This window comes from Kribbella yunnanensis, from assembly GCF_039529655.1.
Lineage (GTDB): Bacteria > Actinomycetota > Actinomycetes > Propionibacteriales > Kribbellaceae > Kribbella > Kribbella yunnanensis.
Window position 1 is genome coordinate 108,722 of record NZ_BAAANF010000010.1, and the last position, 18,505, is coordinate 127,226.

An 18,505-nucleotide genomic window follows, 5' to 3' on the forward strand; every position below is an offset into this window, starting at 1 on the left:
CGGCGAAGGCTGTTCGCCAGCTGGCTACTCGTGTTTCAGCGGCGCCGAGGAGGTCGTCCGGCAGAGCGGATCGCACGAGCAAGTGGGGTCACTTGGTCTTTTCTTCGGTGGCTTCTTGGGCTTTGGTGAGGCGTTCGCGGGCGCCTTCGAGCCAGGATTGGCAGGTGGTGGCGAGGGATTCGCCGCGTTCCCAGAGGGCGAGGGACTCCTCGAGGGTGGTGCCGCCGGCTTCGAGTTTGCGGACGACCTCGACGAGCTCCTCGCGCGCCTGCTCATAGGAAATCTCAGGTCGTTCGGCTGTCACTTCTTCTCCTCGGGCTGGACTTGCACGGCGAATCGGCCGTCGGTGACTCGGGCTTGCAGTACGTCGCCGGCTGCGACCTGCGCCAGCTCTCGGACTGCTGTGCCGTCGGCTAGTTGGAGGACGGAATAACCGCGCTCCAGGGTCGCCTTGGGGGACAGGGCTCGGACGCTCGCCAGTCGGTGGGCGATGTCGTCGGCGGCGCGGTCCAGACGGTGGGTGAGAGTACGGCGGCTGCGGTCGACCAGCGCGGTGATCTCGTCCGAGCGCCGCTGGATTCCGGAGACCGGGGCGGCCAAGGCCGGGCGGCTGCGGATCGCGGCCAGGGCGTGCGCCTCGCGGTCCAGCCAGCTGGTGATGGCGCGCAGGCCGCGGTCGCGGAGTAGGCGCACGCCGTCCAGCTCCTCGCGCACGTCGGGCACGATCCGCTTCGCGGCATCCGTCGGGGTCGAGGCGCGGAGGTCGGCGACCAGGTCGAGCAGTGGGGAGTCCGGTTCGTGGCCGATCGCACTGACGATCGGGGTCCGTGCCTGGGAGACCGCGCGGATCAAGCCCTCATCGGAGAACGGCAGCAGATCCTCCAGCGAACCACCGCCGCGCGCGATCACGATCACCTCGACCGACTCGTCGCCGTCCAGCTTCCGCAGCGCCTGCATGACTTCACCGGCCGCAGCCGGGCCCTGAACCGACGCGTACTCGATCCGGAACGCGACCGCCGGCCACCGCCGCTTCGCGTTCTCCAGTACGTCGCGCTCCGCGGCGGAATCCCGCCCGCAGATCAGCCCGATGGTGTGCGGCAGGAACGGCAGCCGCTTCTTGCGGTGTGCCGCGAACAACCCTTCCGCGGCCAGCAACTGCTTGAGCCGCTCGATCCGCGCGAGTAGCTCACCGATCCCGACATGCCTGATCTCGCTGACCGCGAGTGCGAGCGTGCCGCGGCGGGCGAAGAAGTTCGGCTTGGCGTTGACGACGACCCGCGACCCGTCCGTCACCGGCGGATCCACCGCCTCGAACACCCGTCGATTACAGGTGAACCGCAACGAGATGTCCGCGTCCGTGTCGCGCAAGGTGCCGAAGACGGTCGTCGTACCACGTCCGATCGACACGTCCGTCAGCTGTCCCTCGACCCAGACCGCGCCGAGCTGATTGATCCAGCTCGCAATGCCGTTCGCAATCGTGCGAACGGCTGCAGGCGCATCCGGCGAGGTCTCCAAAGCCACCCCCAGACCCTACGGCCCACCACCGACAAAACCCCGCACCACCTACCGTTCACCCCATGCGCCCTCTCCTCCTCCTGGACATAGACGGCCCCCTGAACCCGTACCGGGCCAAGCAGATCCCGCCTGGATATGTGCACCACGAGATCGTGGAGGAGGAGAAGGCGTGGGTGGTGCTGCTCAATCCGCAGCACGGCGTGGAGCTCAACGCGCTCGCCGACACGTTCGACCTCGTGTGGGCAACCAGCTGGGAGCACGGTGCCAACCGCCTGCTCGGCCCGCTGCTGGGCCTGCCCCAGCTCCCCGTGATCATGTGGCCGTCACGCGAATCGGTCTCCCGTACGCGCCGAGGCTCCTGGAAGACCCCGTACGTCGCCGAGTGGGCGGCCGACCGCCCGTTCGCCTGGGTGGACGACGAGGTGAACCGCTATGACCGCCTCTACCTGGACAACGCCCACCCAGCGCCGCATCTGGCGCACCGCGTGGAGCCCCACCGCGGACTACTCGCCGACGACTTCGCCGTACTCCGCACCTGGGCGCAATCCACCGCCTGACCCCGATCGAGCCCAAAGAAACGCCGACCGATCCTTGTGCACGACCGTCGTCTTTGAGTACCCACCAGTCGTTTCGGCGGGAGAAAAATGGTTGGTGGGTGCACAAAGACGCAACTCGTGCACAAAGAGAAGGCGACCCACCTTTGGGTAGCGAGCGGCGGCGGCCGGGGGTGGGGGAGGCGGAAAAGCCTTTGCGGACAAGGGCGATCGGGGCGCATTCTTGAGGGGAAGAACACCTCCCGGGGGAGCCGTCCGGACAGGGCGGGCGGCTCCTCGACGTACTGGATGTTGCTGTGGGCAACTAGCCAGGGTGGCGCAGTTGGTCAGCGCGCACCCCTCATAAGGGTGAGGTCGCCGGTTCGAACCCGGCCCCTGGTACAACAAGGCTGTGAACGAGGGATATGCGCGGCTGTACGCGCCACTGGCGGTGGTTGCGATGGTGCTGTCGTTCCAGCCGATTCTGCCGGCCGAGGAGTACGGGACGGTGTGGGAGATGGCCGGGCGTGGGTCGGGGAACCCGGCGGGGTTCGGGGCGTTCCTGATGGGTGGGCTGATCCTGCTGCTCGGGTACGCGAGCTTCCGGCCGCCGACGACCGCGCCGGTTCCGGCGGCGATCGCCGTACTGGCGGGGGTGATCGCCGTGATGCTGCTCACAAGGCCGGGGACCGGGAGTCCGCGTCCTGGGCTCACTTCATTCGGGGATGCCGCCGTCGCGGTCGCGATCTGCACCTGTTTGCTCGCGGTTTCGCAGTTGGTGCGGCTCCGGAGGCGATGATTCGCGCCCCGTACCATGGGGTTCGTGACTGCCCAGCCTGAAGACACTGGTACGACGACCGCCGTGGCGACGAAGCGGGTGCTGCTGGCCGCTCCTCGGGGGTACTGCGCCGGCGTGGACCGGGCGGTCGTGGCGGTCGAGAAGGCGCTCGACCTGTACGGCGCGCCGGTCTACGTGCGGAAGGAGATCGTCCACAACAAGTATGTCGTGGAGACCCTGACCGACCGGGGTGCGATCTTCGTCGACGAGACCGATGAGGTGCCTGAGGGTCAGACGGTGATCTTCTCCGCCCACGGGGTCTCCCCGGTGGTGCATGCGGAGGCGGCGGCGCGGCAGTTGAAGACGATTGACGCGACCTGCCCGCTGGTGACGAAGGTGCACCACGAGGCGAAGCGGTTCGCCGCGACTGATTTCGACATCCTGCTGATCGGGCACGAGGGCCACGAAGAGGTCGTCGGGACCAGCGGTGAGGCGCCGGAGCACACCACGATCGTGGACGGGCCGGACGACGTACCGAACGTCACCGTGCGCGACCCGGAGAAGGTTGTCTGGCTGTCCCAGACCACGCTGTCGGTCGACGAGACGATGGAGACGGTGCGGCGGCTGCGGGAGAAGTTCCCGCTGCTGCAGGACCCGCCGAGCGACGACATCTGCTACGCCACCCAGAACCGTCAGGTCGCAGTCAAGAAGATGGCCCCCGAGGTCGACCTGATGCTGGTCGTCGGCTCCCGCAACTCGTCGAACTCGGTGCGCCTGGTCGAGGTCGCCCTCGAGTACGGCGCCAAGACCGGTCACCTGGTCGACTACGCCGCCGAGATCGACGAGAAGTGGCTCGACGGGGTCGAGTCGGTCGGTCTGAGCAGTGGCGCGAGTGTTCCGGAGATCCTGGTCCGCGACGTACTGCGCTGGCTCGCCGAGCGTGGTTACGCCGACGTCCAGGAGATCACCACGGCCGAGGAGAGCCTCACCTTCGCCCTGCCGCGCGACCTGCGGGCAGACCTGAAGGCGGCCGGACGCCCGACCACCGGCACGTCCGACCACGCCTGGACCCTCTAACTGGTCGTCACCTGGCTGCGGTCCGGACTAGTGCAGACCGCAACACTCGCTACCATCGCCAGGTGTTCTGCCGTGTTCTGGGGCCGGTTGAGGTAGAGATCGACGGACGCCCCGTCGAGCTCGGCGGTGCTGTGCCGCGGCGGCTGCTGGCGGCACTCAGCACCACCAACCGCCCGTTGCCGGACGATGAGCTCGCCGAGTTGGTCTGGGGCGCCGAACCGCCGGGCGACGTCGCCGGTGCGCTCCGCGTGGTCGTTTCACGGCTCCGTACATCGCTGGGCCAGGGTGGGCGGGATCAGGTCGTCCGCACTGAGCGCGGCTACCACCTGACCCTGCCGACCGATGCGTTCGACCACGGGCGCTTCGTTGCCACGGTGAACGACGCAGCCGCCGCACTGAGCGCCGGCCAGGCAACAGACGCCGTACGGCGGTATCAGGCGGCGCTGGAGCTGTGGCGTGGCCGACCGTGGTCTGAGCTGGACGGTGCGCCGGCGATTGCCGGATCGCAGGCCCGGTTGGACGAGCTGCACGCAGTGGCCGTTGAGGAGCTCGCAGCAGCTCAGCTCGCCGCAGGCGAGACCGCTACCGCAGTAGCTGCGCTTCGGGAGGCCGTTGCTGCTACGCCTTACCGGGAACGACGTTGGGAGCTCCTGGCCCTCGCTCTCTACCGCAGCGGTCGTCAGGCTGACGCCCTCATCGAACTGCGCACAGTGCGCGGCCTACTCGCCGATGAGCTCGGCATTGACCCAGGACCGGTACTGCGCGACATCGAACGCCGCATGCTCAGTCAGGACCCGACTCTGCTCCCAACGCCGACGGCGTACCGGCCGCCGGTCACCTCGACCGCTGGGTTCTTCGGCCGAACCGCTGAGCTGGAGCAGCTCATGCTGCGGTCCGGAGGGTTCGCGCTGGTCACCGGCGAACCGGGTATCGGGAAGTCCGCCCTTCTGGCCCAGGTCTCAGGCGAACGGGTTGTCGCAGTCCGCGTTGTCGATTGCACCGAGCCGTTCTGGACCTGGGGTGAGGTGGTGCAGCAGCTGGGCGGCTCGGTGGCTGACATGCTCGCCGGTACGTCGTTGTCCGCGGAACAGCGGTTCGCCGTCTTCGACCGGTTCGCGGAGTACTTCAGTTCGTTCGACGGTCTGACGATCCTGATCGACGATGCGCAGTGGATGGACGGCGTCTCGCTCGCACTGCTGCTGCACCTGGTCCGCCGCCGGCGCACCGACGGTGTGAAGATCGTCGTCGCGGCACGCGCGGCCGAGTTCGCCGAACGCGAGGGCGCTGCGGAGATCCAGCACCTGATCAGCCGGTACGGCGTCCACCTCGCCCTAACCGGCTTGTCCGCGGACGCGGTGGCGGAGCTGCTGGCCGGCCGCGGCGTGGCTCCAGAGGTCGTCGCCGCGATCACCGAACGGACCGGTGGCAACCCGTTGTTCGTCGAGGAGCTCAGCGGGGCGGACGGCGTACCGGAGGTGATTCGGGACGCGATCCGGCAGCACCTGCATTCGCTCAGCGCGGACTGCCGCCGGATGCTGAGTGCCGCGGCCGTGGTGGGGCGGGTGGTCGACGTACCGGTCACGAGTGCGCTCACAGGTCGCTCGGCAGTCGACGTACTCAGCCAGCTGGACGCTGCGCTCGGGCTGCAGGTGCTGGTACGGCGTGGTGCGTCGATCGAGTTCCGGCACGACCTGCTCCATGAGGTGCTGGCGACCGACCTGCCGCTCGTCGAACGGGCTGCGTTGCACCTGCGGATCGCGCAGTACCGCGAGGCCACCGCACCGGACCGGGTGTCCGACATCGCGCGGCATCGGCTGGCCGCGCTGCCGTTGGGCGACCCGGCAGTGGCGATGGCCGCCGCCGAGACTGCGGCCACGGTCGCCGTACAGAGTCTGGCGGCCGAGGATGCGGCGTCCTGGTACGAGCAGGCGCTCGCACTGACCGAGCCGGCGCCGGCAGATCGCGGTCGGCTGTTGTTGGGCGCCGGTCGAGCCTGGTTCTTGAGTGGTCTGCGGGATCGGGCGATCGAGCGCTGTGCCGAGGCTGCTGAGCTGGCACAGCGGGCCGGCGATGCAGTGCGGCTCGCCCGGGCCGCACTGGCGTTGCCGGAGTCACCGGACATCCGCTGGCTGCCGTTGGTTCAGCCATGGTGCGAGTCCGCGCTGGCCGGGCTCCCCGCGGCCGACAGCCCGTTGCGGGCTGAGGTGCTGGCACAGCTGGCGCTGACGGAGGTCTACAGCCCCGATGCAACGCGTCTGCTCGAGCTCAGTGGACAGGCGCTGGCCATGGCCGAGCGAGTAGCCGACGACGACGCGCTGCGCCTTGCGTTGCGGGCTCGGCAGATCGCTCGCTCAGCACCTGAGGGCGCGGGGGAGCGGATGACCCTCGGCGAACGCATGGTCCACCTCGGCCGGCGCAGTGCGGACTTCGACGGGGCAGCGTGGGGTCGCCTTTGGCGATTCGACGCGATGGTGCAACTCGGCGAGACACAGGCCGCCTGGTCGGAGCTGGAGGAGCTTGCCAGGGTGCTGGCTCGGCTGGGCGACGCGGGCTTCGACTGGAACGTCACTCGCTCACGCGCTGCCCTCACCATCGCCTCCGGCGGATTCGACCAGGGCCGTGAGCTGGGCAAGCGCGTTCGAGCCAGTACGCCGATGGGTGAGCTCGGCGGAACCGGCCTGTGGCTGCAGCATCCCGTGCAGATCAGCACGTTGACCGGCGACGACTTCGATGCCGAGGCGACGATGCCCGCAGTCAACGACCACCCGATCGGCAACCCGTCCTGGTTCATCCACCTGGCCCCCTGGTACCTCGCCCAGGGACGTCCGGCCGAGGCTGAACGCCTCTATCGCGCACTCGCCGCTCCTGAGACGATGCGGCCGCCCATCTTCCTGCGACTGCTCTTCGAGGCGGTGCGGGGTGGCGTCGCTGCGGAGCTCGGTGATGACGACGGCTGCCGGCACGCGTACGCCGTACTGGAGCCGTATGCCGATCTGCACGTGACTACGGGTGCTGGAATCGCGCTGGTGCTCGGGTCGGTGCAGCACTACCTCGGCGTAACGGCACCCGACGCGGACCGGGCGGCTGAACACCTGCGGGCGGCGGTACGCGCGAACGAGCTGGCCGGGTACGAGCCATTCGCTGCGCGGAGCCGCTACCACCTGGCCCGGTTGGAGCCGTCGGCCGAGCTGATCGCGGCGGCCCGGGACACCGCCGTACGGCTTGGGATGCGGCCGTTGCTGACCAGGTTGGACGCGCTCTAGCGCTGCGCCTCGATCACCACGTAGTCGACGACGAACTCGGGTATCCACTCGGTGAGCTGCGCGATCACGTCCGCCCGGGCGCCGTCGTACAGACCGGCCTGTTGCAGCAGGGGAGCGGTGTGTACGCCGATCGGGTGCCGCTCGAGGTGCGTTTGCCAGAACTCGGCCGGTGCACCGATCGGGAAGGTCAGCTGGTGTTGCGTCGGGGTCACCTTGAAGCCATGCGGGCCTAGCAACCCAGTGGCTGCGTCGGGGTCGTGCCAGATCGGCTTCGGAGGCGGAGTGAATGCACCATCCGTGGCCTGGGCGACGGCCTTGCCCAGGATGCCCATCATCTCGTCCCAGGGGCCGCCCGGCGTCCAGGCGGTCAGCAGGATGCGGCCGTCGGATGCGGTCACGCGGGCGAGCTCATCGGCGGCGGCTTGCGCGTCCGGGGCCATGATCACCGCGAAATTGGACAGCACCACGTCGGCGGAGCCATCGGGCAACGGGATGTCAGCCGCGGTCCCGTCGAGCACTGAGACCGCTAGGCCCTTCGCAGCCGCGGCTGCTGCCGTCAGCTCGCGCAGACGGGCGGCTGGCTCGATTCCGGTGACACGAGCGCCCAGCTCGGCGGCCAGCAGAGCTACGTTGCCAGTGCCGCAGCCGACATCGACCACGTGCTCAGGCAGCGCACCGACACATGCCGCACGCACGAGAACCTGCGCGGCCGGCACCAGGTCCACCGCGATCCGCTCGTACTCGCCTACACCCCAGTCGAACTCCACAGCTCCTCCTTCGTCTCAGCAACTCTCAGCTGACGGTAGGAGCCGGGCCTTTCAACCCCGTGTCAGCCGGCGGCGTCGTACTCGGCTTGGGCGTGGTTGATCGCGACGATGTGCTCTTCGGCCCACTCGCTCACAGCGGTCAGCGGCTTGATCAACGAGCTGCCCATCGGGGTGAGCGTGTAGACCACGCGCGGCGGGACCTCGGCGAAGACCTCGCGGGTGACCAGGCCGTCGCGCTCCAGCCGGCGCAGGGTCTGGGTGAGCACCTTGGGCGCGACGCTGCCGATGCCGTCACGCAGCTCGGTGAAGCGCAGGGGGCCGTGCTGCAGCAGGAGCACCGCCAGAGCGGTCCACTTGTCGCCGATGCGGTCCAGAACCACTCGCGTCCCGCACTGCGGGTTGAAGAGGTCGCCGCGCTCGTACTGCCCATTGATTACCACAAGGTACTTATAGCACGTTGAAGTAGCCAGTTACCAATCGATACTATTGGGAACAAGTTGAGATTTCATCCTTTCTGAGAGGGAACAGTATGAAGATCGCGGTCTATGGCGCGAGTGGCATGGTCGGTAGCCGGATCGTCGCCGAGGCGGCGGCTCGTGGGCACGAGGTCACCGGTGTGACCCGCTCCGGTGCCGACCTCCCGGCCGGGGTGCGGAGCGTCCAGGCCAGCGCGAACGACATCGCGTCGGTCAAGGAGATCGTCGGTGACGCGGACGTGGTCGCCGTGGCGCTCGGCCCGAGCCGCACCGGCGGCAGCCACCAGGACTACCTCGACGCGGTCGACAACCTGATCGCGGCCGCCCGCGGTACCGAGACGCGGCTGCTGGTCGTGGGTGGCACCGGCGGACTGACCCTCGGTGGGCAGCGTGTGCTCGACGGTCCGGACTTCCCGGCCGAGTACAAGCCGGAGTCGCTGACTGTTGCCACGGCGCTCGAGACGCTGCGCGCCACCGACGAGAGCGTGAACTGGACGATGCTGCACCCGGCGTACGTGATCCAGCCGGGCGAGCGCACCGGCACCTTCCGTCTCGGTCAGGACGAGCCGGTCGGTCACGAGATCTCGGCCGAGGACTTCGCGGTCGCGGTGCTCGACGAGTTCGAGAAGCCGGCGCACAACCGGGCGCGGTTCACCGTCGGCTACTGACTCAGTGGCTTGCCCAGGTACCCGCGGGCGATCATCGTCACCCATTGGTAGACGGCGTCCTCCGCGGGTGCCAGCGGGCCGGGCTGGAAGTGCGGCGACTCGGCACCGCGCTGCACCGACTCGCAGGCGGCCCAGTCCTCGCGATTCGTGACGTCCCAGAACTCCACGGCGTACGACGGATCCTGCACCTCGGCCGGGAAGTACCAGGAACACTCGATCGCGGTCAGCCCCGGCGAACGCGGTTCCATCCGGTGCGTCATCACGTAATCCGGGTGCAGTGAGATGAGCAGGTTCGGGAACAGCCCGAGATAGTTCACGCGGCGCGGATCCACGCTGGGCAGCAGGACGCCGTACGAGCGGCCGTCGAGCGACATCGTCTCGGCCTCCGGCCGCAGGTCCATCAGGCCGCCGACCCAGGCGCCGGGCAGGTTCCAGTTGTCGCCGGAGGTCGGTGGCGAGACCTTGCACAGCTCGGGATGGATCAGTGGACAGTGGTAGCACTCGTGGTAGTTCTCCACGATCGTCTTCCAGTTCGACGCGACGTCGTACTGGTGTCTGGCCTTGAGAACCAGGCTCTCCGGCGCATAGGGGGCGATGAGGTCGGTGAGCCCGCCGACGTGCTCGGCGAACGACGTCGCCGTACCGGTCGCGTTCACGAACAGCCACCCCTGCCAGACCTCGGCCGGCAGCTCGACCAGCCCGTACGGCGCTGGGTCGAACGACTCGCCCATTCGGGGCGCGGCCTTCACGGCGCCGGTGAGTTCGTACGACCAACCGTGGTACGGGCAGACCACTGCGCGGCGGTCGCTCGATGCGCCCTTTTGCAGGAGTTCGTGACCGCGGTGCCGACAGGTGTTCGCGAACGCCCGCGGCCGATCGCCGAACGTCAGCAGGACGCTGATGTCGCCGATCGTCAGCTCCTGATGCGTGCTGGCCGACAGCTCAGCCGCGCGGCCGAGGCAGGTCCAGCTGCCGGCGAAGAAGTGTCGCCGTTCCCACGCGAGTACGGCGGGATCGGTGTAGGCGGCCTGCGGCAGCATGACGGATTCGCCGTGCGGGCGCAGGGAGGCTTCCAGGGCGCGGGGATCGACGGGCGCGTTCACCATCCATCCACTATCGGCGCTGGAGCTGTTCGGCGTACAGGTTGAGCATGTCCTGCCAGTCGTCGCCGGTGGAGGTGAGGTCGAGCCGGGTACCTCCGTTCGCCGGAGTGAACGTGACGGTGACGTGGTCGGCGCGCTGTGGGTCGCGGTTGGGATGCCAGGTGAAGCTGAGGGACTTGGCGGGGTCCCAGTCCGAGACGGTTCCCCGCCATCCCCCGATGGAGTCGTGCAGGCGGGCACCGACAGCGCCCTCAGCGTTCAGGAATGCCGTGAAGGCGATGGATGCCCGCTCGGGGTCGACCGGGACATCCACCGTCCGCTTCAGCATGTGTTCAGTGGATCAGCTTCAGTTGAAGGGGTCCAGCGTCAGGTAGGCCTGGGCCGGGTTGCCGTCGTGGACGAGGGCCTCGTGCGCGCCGACGTCGTCGAAGGCGAAGCCGTACGCCTTACCGTCCACCATCTGCTGGTGGACCTTCTTCGAGTACTGGTTGGTGACGCCGTCCTGGTAGAAGTTGGCGTTGTTCGCGTCAGGCTGGTTCGGGTTCACCAGCAGCGTCGACCGGTTGTACCCCGCGCAGAGTGTGCGGGAGATCGGTCCGCGGACCAGGTCGTTCGGTGCGTCGAGCAGCTTGAAGCAACCGAAGATGCTGGCCGAATCAGGCTTCTGGAACGACGTGACCGTCTGGCCTGAGCTGTTGGTGAAGTTCATCGTGTTGCCGGACACGCGACCGAAGTACTTGGTGTTCGGCTGGTTGGAGAACGGCGTCACGGTCAACGTCTGCGAGCTGTACTTCGACCACACCCGGTTCACGTAGTCATCCATCACGTTCGCCGCCAGGCCGCCGGTTTCCACGCCGTACAAGGGGGATAGCGCGCGGAGGGTGCCGCCGTTCGGCGCGGTCTGGATCAGGCCGGCCCAGCCGGGTTGGCTGCGCAGCGAGTTGAAGAACGCGTTGTAGCCGCCGGGCTTCAGGTGGCCGGTGGTCTTGGTGGTACCGCCGGTGGGTTGCACACCGACGGCGTACGGGACCGAGAACATGTCGACCTGCGTGCTGTTGATCCACAGACCGGAGTCGTTGAGCGTGTACTCCGACCAGCTGAACAAGATGTTGCGGTTCGGGTCCGACGGATTCTGTACGGCGGGCTGCACCAGGCCGCCCGTGGTCAGTTTGAACACCAATTTCTGCCCGTAAGAGAAATAGACGCGCCCGGAGAACTTGGGCATCCGTATGGTGAGGGACTGGCCGTTGGCCGGGCCGGGGATCGATGCGTCGGGTGCCGGAGTTGGCGGGTTGCCGCCGGCCGGCCAGGCGTGGAAGTTGCCGGCCGAGTCGGCCCAGCCCTGCTGGCCGGTGGCCAGGTTTGTACCGAGGTTGTAGATGTAGAGGGCGTCACCACGGCCCGAGTTGTTGCTGATTTTCAGCGGAATGGTGGCCGGCACGGCCGCCGCCGGGGTACCGCTGCCGGCGGTGAGCAGACCGGCCGCGGTCACCAGAGCCGCGACGATCGCCGGGAGATGAAGTCTTTTGCGCACTTGTTCCTCCTCAGATCTGTCCCACGGTGAGAAGGCGATGCACACGGGCGGCGAGGGACGGGAGGGCGCCGTCCGTGGGTGTTTGAGAGCGCTCTCATCCTCCCGTCAATTCACCCCATGCTGTCAACAGTTCACTGTTGTCGGATCCCCGCCAACTTGATGCAATAGCAGTGTGTGATCCGTCGAGTACGCTGCGTCGCCCACAGGGTCTCCGCCATCCGCCGCTCTCCGACATGCGATGTCGCTTCCAGCGGGAGATCATCAGGCCTTGGGTCGACCAGATCACTCAGTGAGGAAAGGGAAGCAATGGCAGGCACGATCTGGATCCCCGGAGCGGAACGGATAACGCCGTCCGCGCCCGGTGGCAACATCACCTCCAACGCACCGCCGCGCGTGGTCTGGCACACCACCGAGGCTGACCCCGGTACGTCGTCCGTCTGGTCGGCGATGATCCGGGTACTGAAGAACAAGTCCGCCGAACCGCAGGTTCTGTGGGACCCGCTGACCGACCGGCTCGGTCAGTTCATGCCGCTGAACGTCGGCGGCCGCGCCTTGCGCAACGACGGTTCGACGATGACGAACCGGGTCGGCCAGGTCTGTATCCAGATCGAGGTGATCGGCCGCGCCGCCAAGCCGTTCACCGGCTACTGGAAGCCGGGTAAGAACTTCCGGGCCTTCATGGCCGCGGTCCGGAGCTGGGGAATCAAGGAGGTCTGGCCCGCCGGACCGCCCCCGCGGTTCATCGCCAGTCCGCCCCACAATGTGCCCGAGTCGCCCCGCAGCCGGACCATCTGGCTGAACCGGGGCGGTCATTACGGCCACAGCCACATTCCCGGGAACGACCACGGGGATCCAGGGGGCATCAGCACGTCCGCATTGTTCGCCGCCGGCGGCACGACACCGAAGGAGCTGTTCACCGTGGGGCAGTACGAGAACCTGATGCAGCAGATCAAGAACGAAGGCGCCGCCACCCGCCAGGAGGTCCGCCGCCAGGCCATCTGGTCCCTCCGGTACGGCGTCCAGACCGAGGACGAGCGCGCTCGCGCGGACAAGGCGTTCGACGACGCGATCGAGGCGGGCAAGACACTCGCCGAGGCGATCGCGGCGGTGGCGTCCGTGATGCGCCCGATCGATGCCGATCTCGAGCGTCGCGCCCGTAAGAACGGCTGATTTCCACAGATTGCCGGACCACACCGGGTAGGTGCTCAGAAACTGTCGGTGGTGTCCGGCACCATCTGTGACATGAGTGGCGCGACGGTATTACTGGTGCTGTTGTTCCTGGCGGTGGGCTTGTTGCTGGGAGCTGGCGGCGGAGTGCTCTGGGCGCGCGGCCGCGATGGCGCCGCGCTCGCCCGGATCACTGCCGAGCGGGACGCGGCCGAGGACCGGGTCGTCGAGCTGACCCAGGAGCGGACGGCGGTCGGCCAGCAAATGGGCGGCCAGGCCGTGGTCAAGGAGGCGCTCGACCGGCTGCACGCCCAGCTGAATCAGCTGGAGCAAGGCCGGGCTGCCTGGCAGAGTCAGCTGCACCAACAGGTCCATGAGGTGCGGATGAGTGGCGAGGCTTTACGCCGCGAGACCGCGTCCCTGTCGACCGCGCTCCGAAAACCCCAGGTCCGCGGCCGCTGGGGCGAGATGCACCTGCGGCGGACGGTCGAGCTGGCCGGCATGGTCGCCCACTGCGACTTCACCGAGCAGACGACCACCTTCGGTTCCGGCTCTGGCGAGGAAGGGGTGCTGCGCCCGGACCTCGTCGTACGGCTTGCTGAGGGCAAGAACCTGGTCGTCGACTCCAAGGTCCCGCTGGCGGCCTTCCTCGAGGCGGCCGAGTCCGACGACCCGGACTTCCGCGAGGACCGCTTGCGCGCCCACGCCCGCCACCTGCGCATCCACGTCGACCAGTTGGCCGCAAAGGCGTACTGGACCCGGCTGTCGCCGTCACCGGAGTTCGTGATCCTGTTCGTGCCAGGCGAGTCGTTCCTGTCCGCGGCCCTAGACGTCGAGCCCTCCCTCCTCGAGTACGCGGCCGAGCGCCGAGTAATCCTCGCAACCCCCACCACGCTGATCGCCACCCTGCGCGCCGCCGCCTACGCCTGGAACCAGTCGGCCCTGACCGAATCCGCCCAACAGGTCTTCGAACTAGGCCGCGAACTCTACGACCGCCTCTCCGTCATGGGCGACCACCTAGGCCGAGTAGGCCGCTCCCTCACCTCAGCCGTCGAGGCCTACAACGGCACAGTCGGCTCGTTCGAACGCCGAGTCTTCATCACCGCCCGCAAACTGAGAGACCTCCACGTCACCGAAGCCGAACTAACCGCCATGGAATCCATAGAAGCCTCAGTCCGCCCCCTCACCGCCCCCGAGTTCCTAGTAGCCGAAGACCAAGAACCCATCCGCCGCTGGCCCCTCCCAGACGCCGAGCACCGCCCACCCTTGGCCCCACCCCAAGCCGGCTGAAAACCACAACTGCCTGACCCATTGCGAGGTCAGGCAGTTGTCAAACTAGCTGGTTCAGGGTTGCTTGCAGTCCATGGCCAGGAAGGAGTAGCCCTTCGCCGCCAGCAGGGTGAGTGCTTTGTCGAGTGCGGCGACCGTCTGCGAGCGGTCACCACCGCCGTCGTGCATCAGGATGATGTTGTGGTTGTGCGCGTTGTTCATGATGTTCTGCACGATCGCGTTCACACCTGGCCGGGCCCAGTCCCGCGGGTCGACATCCCAGAGCACCTGGACCATGCCGGCCGCCTTGATATCGGCGCGCACCTTCGGATTCGTCGCGCCGTACGGCGGGCGGAAGCACGTCGACTTCGGTCCGTCGAAGATCTGCCGGTGCCGCTCGGCCGCCGAGATCGCGGTCAGCTGCGGGTGCGAGATCGAGTGACTGCCAATAGCGTTGCCTGAGGCAAGCACTTGCTCGCGCAGCCCCGGGTGCGCGGCTTCCATGTTGCCGAGCTGGAAGAAGGTCGCGTGGGCGTTGTGTTTCGCCAGCACCTCAAGGACCTTCGGCGTCCAGTACGGATCGGGCCCGTCGTCGAAGCTGAAGAACAACACCTTCTTGTTCTTACCCTTCACCAGATTCGCGGTCGGGTCATCAGCAGGCTTGCCCGGCGTCGACGGCGGCGGGCTGCTCGGCGTTTGCGTCGGCTGCCCCGACGGCTCGCTCGCCGGTGCGTTGTTCGGCGGCGGCGGTGACGTCTGTGTGGTCGCGGCGGCCGGATGTGGCTGGCGTTCGTGTCCCAGCGCCAGGACCAGCAACGCACCGGCGACGACGACCAGCGCCACCCCGGTCGCGATGAATGCGGCGAACTTTCGGGACATGATGCTCCCTCTCTAGCAGGCGGATGTTCCCCAGTTGCTCCCCCTCAGGAGCCTCACATCCAAGAGACGCCTCAACCCCTTCCAGGGTTGGCATCTTCGTGTTGCGGTGAGGTCTCAGCGCCTTCACGATCAGCGGGATTCGCGTGCCGTGTGACCTCGGTCGCACGCGGCGTCGCAACCGTTGCCGGCACTCCGCGGTGATAGAGCCTGCCCTCGAGCGCCTTGACACTCGCGACCAGCACGAAGCTCATGCTGACCAGCAACGCCCACGCCCCGAACTTCGCCGGATGAACGAGCCGCCACACATCGACCTGGTCCGGATAGTTCCACGCATCCAGGAACGTCCCGAAGTTCTCCGCGATCCACAAGAAGAACCCGATCAGCCCGAACGACAACGCCAGCGGCATCCGATGACGCCGTACTCCGACCGTGAAGAAGACCCACGTCCGGCGCAGCACCACCAGCAGCGCGACAGCGATCGGGATCCGCAGATCGGGGATCCAGTGATGGGTGAAGAAGTTCGCATAGATCAGTACAGCGAGGATCGTGGTCGCGACCGGGCGATAGCCACTGACCCGCAGATCGAACCGCCGCCAGGCCTGACAGATGTAGCTGCCGACCGCGGCGTACATGAAACCGGCGAACAGCGGTACGCCGCCGACCTTGGTGACCGCGTCACCCGGGTACTGCCACGACCCGATCCGGACCTTGAAGATCTCCAGCGCGAGACCGACCAGGTGGAACCCGAAGATGACCGCGACCTCCCGCCACGTCTCCAGTCGCACGACCCAGAACCCCAGCGTCAGGACAAGGCAGTAGATCAGCAGAGCGTCGTACCGGGCGATCGGCAGCTCGACGTACTTGGAGATCGCGAGCCCGGCGAAGAGGAACGCCGGGAAGAGACACGAGACCAGTTCGAGCAGACCGAACCGCAGGAACTGCACGCAGCCGAACACGAAGCGTGAGCGTTCCGGGACGAGCTTTCGCCAACTGGTCACAGACTGGAGACGTCGCTTGCCCCCGGCTGGTTCGGTCCGGATAAATGATCGGCAAGGGGAGGAGCCCATGGAACCGAAGGTGGTCTACGAAACGGACCGGTTGCTCGTGCGGGACTGGGCGCCCGCCGATGGTGACCGGGTGTTCGACATCTACCGGCGCTGGGAGGTCGCGCGCTGGCTCGGCGCCGACCCGAAGGTGATGGCCGACCGCGATACCGCGAACCGGGTGATCGACCGCTGGAACGAGCGGAACCAGGACCCGACGTACGGGGTCTGGGCCGTGCACGAACGAGCGACCGACACCGTCGCCGGGACCGTGCTGCTGGTCCCGCTGCCGGATCCCTCCGACGGGACCGCGGCGCGCGGCGAGGTGGAGGTCGGCTGGCACTTCCACCCGGACGCCTGGGGCCGCGGCCTGGCCACGGAGGCGGCCCGCGGCGCGATCGGCCACGGATTCAAGGCCGGCCTGGCCCAGATCTACGCGGTAGTCCGCCCCGACAACGCCGCGTCGCTCGCCGTCTGCCACCGCCTCGGCATGCGTTCACTCGGCCGTACTACACGCTGGTACGACGCCGAGTTGGAGTCCTTCCTGATCTGAATTGGGGTCAACCGCCTCCACCCGCGTACTCTTGACGCCCGTGGCACTCACCATCGGAATCGTCGGGCTCCCCAACGCGGGCAAGTCCACGCTCTTCAACGCGCTGACCAAGAACAACGTGCTCGCGGCGAACTACCCGTTCGCGACGATCGAGCCGAACGTCGGGGTCGTCGGCGTACCGGACGCCCGCCTGGGCAAGCTCGCCGAGCTCTACAACTCCGCGAAGGTGATCCCGGCCACCGTCCAGTTCGTCGACATCGCCGGCATCGTCCGCGGCGCCTCCGAGGGCGAGGGCCTGGGCAACAAGTTCCTCAGCCACATCCGCGAGTCCGACGCGATCTGCCAGGTCACCCGCGTCTTCCGCGACGACGACGTCACCCACGTCGACGGCAAGGTCTCACCCGCCGACGACATCTCGACGATCCAGACCGAGCTGATCCTCGCCGACCTGCAGACCGTCGAGAAGGCGATCCCGCGCCTGGAGAAGGAGACCCGCCTCAAGAAAGAGGCCGCGGTCACCCTCGAAGCCGTCCGCGCCGCCCAGAAACACCTCGAGGCCGGTACGCCGATCATCGCCACCGACGTCGACCGCGACGCCATCCGCGAACTCATGCTGATGACCGCCAAGCCCTACCTCTTCGTCTTCAACTGCGACGCCGACGAACTCGCCGACGAACCACTGAAGCAGCAGATGCGCGACCTGGTAGCCCCCGCCGAAGCCATCTTCCTCGACGCCAAGTTCGAAGCCGAACTCGTCGAACTCGGCGACGAGGACGAAGCCCGCGAGATGCTGTCCGAAATGGGCATCGAAGAACCAGGCCTCGACGTCCTGGCCCGCGTAGGCTTCGACACCCTGGGCCTCCAGACCTACCTCACCGCCGGCCCCAAAGAAGCCCGAGCCTGGACCATCAAGCGCGGCGCCACCGCCCCCGAAGCCGCCGGCGTCATCCACACCGACTTCCAGCGCGGCTTCATCAAAGCCGAAATCGTCTCCTTCGAAGACCTCGTAGCAGCCGGCACCATGACCGCCGCCCGCGCCGCCGGCAAAGTCCGCATGGAAGGCAAGGACTACACCATGCAAGACGGCGACGTAGTCGAATTCCGCTTCAACGTCTAAACGACACCACCTCCGGCGGCGACTGCTCCCTTTGGCGCCTCCGGCACAAGCACGCAAGGCAGCCCCGCCCGATCCCGGCGGGGGCCCGCAGGCCGCAGGCGGGACCGATTCAGGATCGTTCTCGACACCGCCAGGCGTGAACCGCTGGTCGGGATCGCACGGCGAGCTCACCGACCGAACAATCCTGTGATCCGCTGTCCACGCCTGGCTGCACACGTCGAAACGCGTCGCGGTGGCACTGCCCATGAGCAGGCTTCTATGCGGCGGCCCGGTTGGGTGTGTGCTTCCGGCCGGCGACCGAGCGGTACCTGTGGTTCGGCTTTCCGAGGGTCGGGTGGCTCACGGCCCAGGCGGCGGCGTTGATGATTGCCGACTTGACGCGTGCGGCCGTGCGGCCGCGGAGGGCTCCGGACTTCGCGCGCGCGTCACTGTCGACCAGTTGGAAGAGTCCGTCGTTGCGGCCGAGGCTGATGTGGTTGCCGATGTGGGAGAAGGTGGTCGGCGTGACCTTGCGACCGGTCAGATCCCCGATGATCGCGGCCGTCGCCGCCTTGCTGGTGGGTCCCGCCGAAGCACACGACATCGGGTAGGGCAGGCCGTTGTCGCCGATGACGAAGACGCTGTCACCGGCGGCGTAGACGTTCGGGTGGGAGACCGACCGCAGCTGCCGGTCGACCGTGATCTGTCCGTTGGGTTCCACCTGCAGGCCGCTGGCGGCGGCGATCGGGTGGACGGCGAACCCGGCGCACCACACGGTCGCATC

At 67.7% G+C, this 18,505-nt stretch carries 19 protein-coding genes and 1 tRNA gene; 10 read left to right on the forward strand and 10 right to left on the reverse strand.

Going from position 1 to position 18,505, the window contains the following annotated elements:
• Positions 1–88: 88 nt before the first annotated feature.
• Entirely contained in the window at positions 89–304 is a 216-nt protein-coding gene (locus ABD231_RS16060) for an exodeoxyribonuclease VII small subunit (RefSeq protein ID WP_344151580.1), read from the reverse strand.
• Complete coding sequence (gene xseA, locus ABD231_RS16065; protein ID WP_344151583.1) at positions 301–1,521, reverse strand: exodeoxyribonuclease VII large subunit; 1,221 nt, start codon at positions 1,519–1,521, stop codon at positions 301–303. Before xseA ends, ABD231_RS16060 begins: the two co-directional genes overlap by 4 nt.
• A gap of 56 nt (positions 1,522–1,577) precedes the next feature.
• On the opposite strand from xseA, the gene ABD231_RS16070 reads away from it, so the two are divergent.
• The 5 genes from ABD231_RS16070 to ABD231_RS16090 all read left to right on the forward strand — a co-directional run bounded on the left by ABD231_RS16070 (position 1,578) and on the right by ABD231_RS16090 (position 7,166).
• Complete coding sequence (locus tag ABD231_RS16070; protein WP_344151586.1) at positions 1,578–2,072, forward strand: HAD domain-containing protein; 495 nt, start codon at positions 1,578–1,580, stop codon at positions 2,070–2,072.
• Between the two features lie 304 nt (positions 2,073–2,376).
• Positions 2,377–2,450: transfer RNA gene (locus ABD231_RS16075), tRNA-Met, on the forward strand.
• Between the two features lie 10 nt (positions 2,451–2,460).
• Positions 2,461–2,847 carry a hypothetical protein gene (locus ABD231_RS16080; protein WP_344151589.1) on the forward strand — a complete coding sequence of 129 codons (387 nt, stop codon included), beginning with the start codon at positions 2,461–2,463 and terminating at the stop codon, positions 2,845–2,847.
• Between the two features lie 15 nt (positions 2,848–2,862).
• Positions 2,863–3,903 (forward strand): 4-hydroxy-3-methylbut-2-enyl diphosphate reductase, encoded by a 1,041-nt coding sequence (locus ABD231_RS16085; RefSeq protein WP_344151593.1) that lies wholly within the window; start codon positions 2,863–2,865, stop codon positions 3,901–3,903.
• Positions 3,904–3,965: 62 nt separating this feature from the next.
• Entirely contained in the window at positions 3,966–7,166 is a 3,201-nt protein-coding gene (locus ABD231_RS16090; protein ID WP_344151596.1) for an ATP-binding protein, read from the forward strand.
• On the opposite strand, the gene ABD231_RS16095 is transcribed toward ABD231_RS16090, so the two are convergent.
• Both ABD231_RS16095 and ABD231_RS16100 read right to left on the reverse strand, forming a co-directional pair.
• Positions 7,163–7,933, reverse strand: coding sequence for a class I SAM-dependent methyltransferase (locus ABD231_RS16095; protein ID WP_344151599.1), 771 nt, complete (start codon positions 7,931–7,933; stop codon positions 7,163–7,165). The genes ABD231_RS16090 and ABD231_RS16095 overlap by 4 nt on opposite strands.
• 62 nt (positions 7,934–7,995) lie before the next feature.
• Positions 7,996–8,373: a winged helix-turn-helix transcriptional regulator gene (locus ABD231_RS16100; RefSeq protein WP_344151602.1), complete on the reverse strand. Its 378-nt coding sequence runs from the start codon at positions 8,371–8,373 to the stop codon at positions 7,996–7,998.
• 89 nt (positions 8,374–8,462) lie between these two features.
• On the opposite strand from ABD231_RS16100, the gene ABD231_RS16105 reads away from it, so the two are divergent.
• On the forward strand, positions 8,463–9,077 hold the full coding sequence (locus ABD231_RS16105; RefSeq protein ID WP_344151605.1) for an NAD(P)-dependent oxidoreductase: 615 nt from the start codon (positions 8,463–8,465) through the stop codon (positions 9,075–9,077).
• Here the strand turns inward: ABD231_RS16105 and ABD231_RS16110 are convergent.
• From ABD231_RS16110 to ABD231_RS16120, 3 genes are read right to left on the reverse strand one after another with little or no spacing between them, the layout of a single operon-like run.
• Entirely contained in the window at positions 9,071–10,183 is a 1,113-nt protein-coding gene (locus ABD231_RS16110; protein ID WP_344151608.1) for an aromatic ring-hydroxylating oxygenase subunit alpha, read from the reverse strand. The genes ABD231_RS16105 and ABD231_RS16110 overlap by 7 nt on opposite strands.
• Before the next feature lie 7 nt (positions 10,184–10,190).
• Complete coding sequence (locus ABD231_RS16115) at positions 10,191–10,508, reverse strand: SRPBCC family protein (RefSeq protein WP_344151611.1); 318 nt, start codon at positions 10,506–10,508, stop codon at positions 10,191–10,193.
• Positions 10,509–10,526: 18 nt separating this feature from the next.
• Positions 10,527–11,714, reverse strand: coding sequence for a glycoside hydrolase family 64 protein (locus ABD231_RS16120; protein WP_344151614.1), 1,188 nt, complete (start codon positions 11,712–11,714; stop codon positions 10,527–10,529).
• Between the two features lie 306 nt (positions 11,715–12,020).
• On the opposite strand from ABD231_RS16120, the gene ABD231_RS16125 reads away from it, so the two are divergent.
• The gene (locus ABD231_RS16125) at positions 12,021–12,884 is read left to right on the forward strand and encodes a hypothetical protein (protein ID WP_344151617.1); all 864 of its coding nucleotides are present in this window, start codon (positions 12,021–12,023) and stop codon (positions 12,882–12,884) included.
• Positions 12,885–12,956: 72 nt separating this feature from the next.
• Positions 12,957–14,171, forward strand: coding sequence for a DNA recombination protein RmuC (locus ABD231_RS16130; RefSeq protein WP_344151620.1), 1,215 nt, complete (start codon positions 12,957–12,959; stop codon positions 14,169–14,171).
• Between the two features lie 54 nt (positions 14,172–14,225).
• On the opposite strand, the gene ABD231_RS16135 is transcribed toward ABD231_RS16130, so the two are convergent.
• Together ABD231_RS16135 and ABD231_RS16140 are read right to left on the reverse strand one after the other, a co-directional pair.
• Complete coding sequence (locus ABD231_RS16135; RefSeq protein WP_344151623.1) at positions 14,226–15,029, reverse strand: polysaccharide deacetylase family protein; 804 nt, start codon at positions 15,027–15,029, stop codon at positions 14,226–14,228.
• A 71-nt stretch (positions 15,030–15,100) separates the two neighbouring features.
• On the reverse strand, positions 15,101–16,027 hold the full coding sequence (locus ABD231_RS16140; protein ID WP_344151626.1) for a DUF817 domain-containing protein: 927 nt from the start codon (positions 16,025–16,027) through the stop codon (positions 15,101–15,103).
• Between the two features lie 67 nt (positions 16,028–16,094).
• Between ABD231_RS16140 and ABD231_RS16145 the strand changes: the two genes are divergently transcribed.
• Positions 16,095–16,625, forward strand: coding sequence for a GNAT family N-acetyltransferase (locus ABD231_RS16145; RefSeq protein WP_344151629.1), 531 nt, complete (start codon positions 16,095–16,097; stop codon positions 16,623–16,625).
• Positions 16,626–16,665: 40 nt separating this feature from the next.
• Entirely contained in the window at positions 16,666–17,742 is a 1,077-nt protein-coding gene (gene ychF, locus ABD231_RS16150; RefSeq protein ID WP_344151632.1) for a redox-regulated ATPase YchF, read from the forward strand.
• Between the two features lie 256 nt (positions 17,743–17,998).
• Here ychF and ABD231_RS16155 read toward each other — a convergent pair.
• On the reverse strand, positions 17,999–18,505 hold a 507-nt coding region (locus tag ABD231_RS16155), incomplete at its 5' end, for an FAD-dependent oxidoreductase (RefSeq protein WP_344151635.1).

Excerpts from the sequence above, each read along its gene's own strand:
- ABD231_RS16145 (WP_344151629.1), top strand. The coding sequence starts at position 16,095 with ATGGAACCGAAGGTGGTCTACGAAACGGACCGGTTGCTCGTGCGGGAC.
- ABD231_RS16135 (WP_344151623.1), bottom strand. The coding sequence starts at position 15,029 with ATGTCCCGAAAGTTCGCCGCATTCATCGCGACCGGGGTGGCGCTGGTC.
- ABD231_RS16070 (WP_344151586.1), top strand. The coding sequence starts at position 1,578 with ATGCGCCCTCTCCTCCTCCTGGACATAGACGGCCCCCTGAACCCGTAC.
- ABD231_RS16130 (WP_344151620.1), top strand. The coding sequence starts at position 12,957 with ATGAGTGGCGCGACGGTATTACTGGTGCTGTTGTTCCTGGCGGTGGGC.
- ABD231_RS16085 (WP_344151593.1), top strand. The coding sequence starts at position 2,863 with ATGGGGTTCGTGACTGCCCAGCCTGAAGACACTGGTACGACGACCGCC.
- ABD231_RS16105 (WP_344151605.1), top strand. The coding sequence starts at position 8,463 with ATGAAGATCGCGGTCTATGGCGCGAGTGGCATGGTCGGTAGCCGGATC.
- ABD231_RS16110 (WP_344151608.1), bottom strand. The coding sequence starts at position 10,183 with ATGGTGAACGCGCCCGTCGATCCCCGCGCCCTGGAAGCCTCCCTGCGC.
- ABD231_RS16115 (WP_344151611.1), bottom strand. The coding sequence starts at position 10,508 with ATGCTGAAGCGGACGGTGGATGTCCCGGTCGACCCCGAGCGGGCATCC.
- ABD231_RS16125 (WP_344151617.1), top strand. The coding sequence starts at position 12,021 with ATGGCAGGCACGATCTGGATCCCCGGAGCGGAACGGATAACGCCGTCC.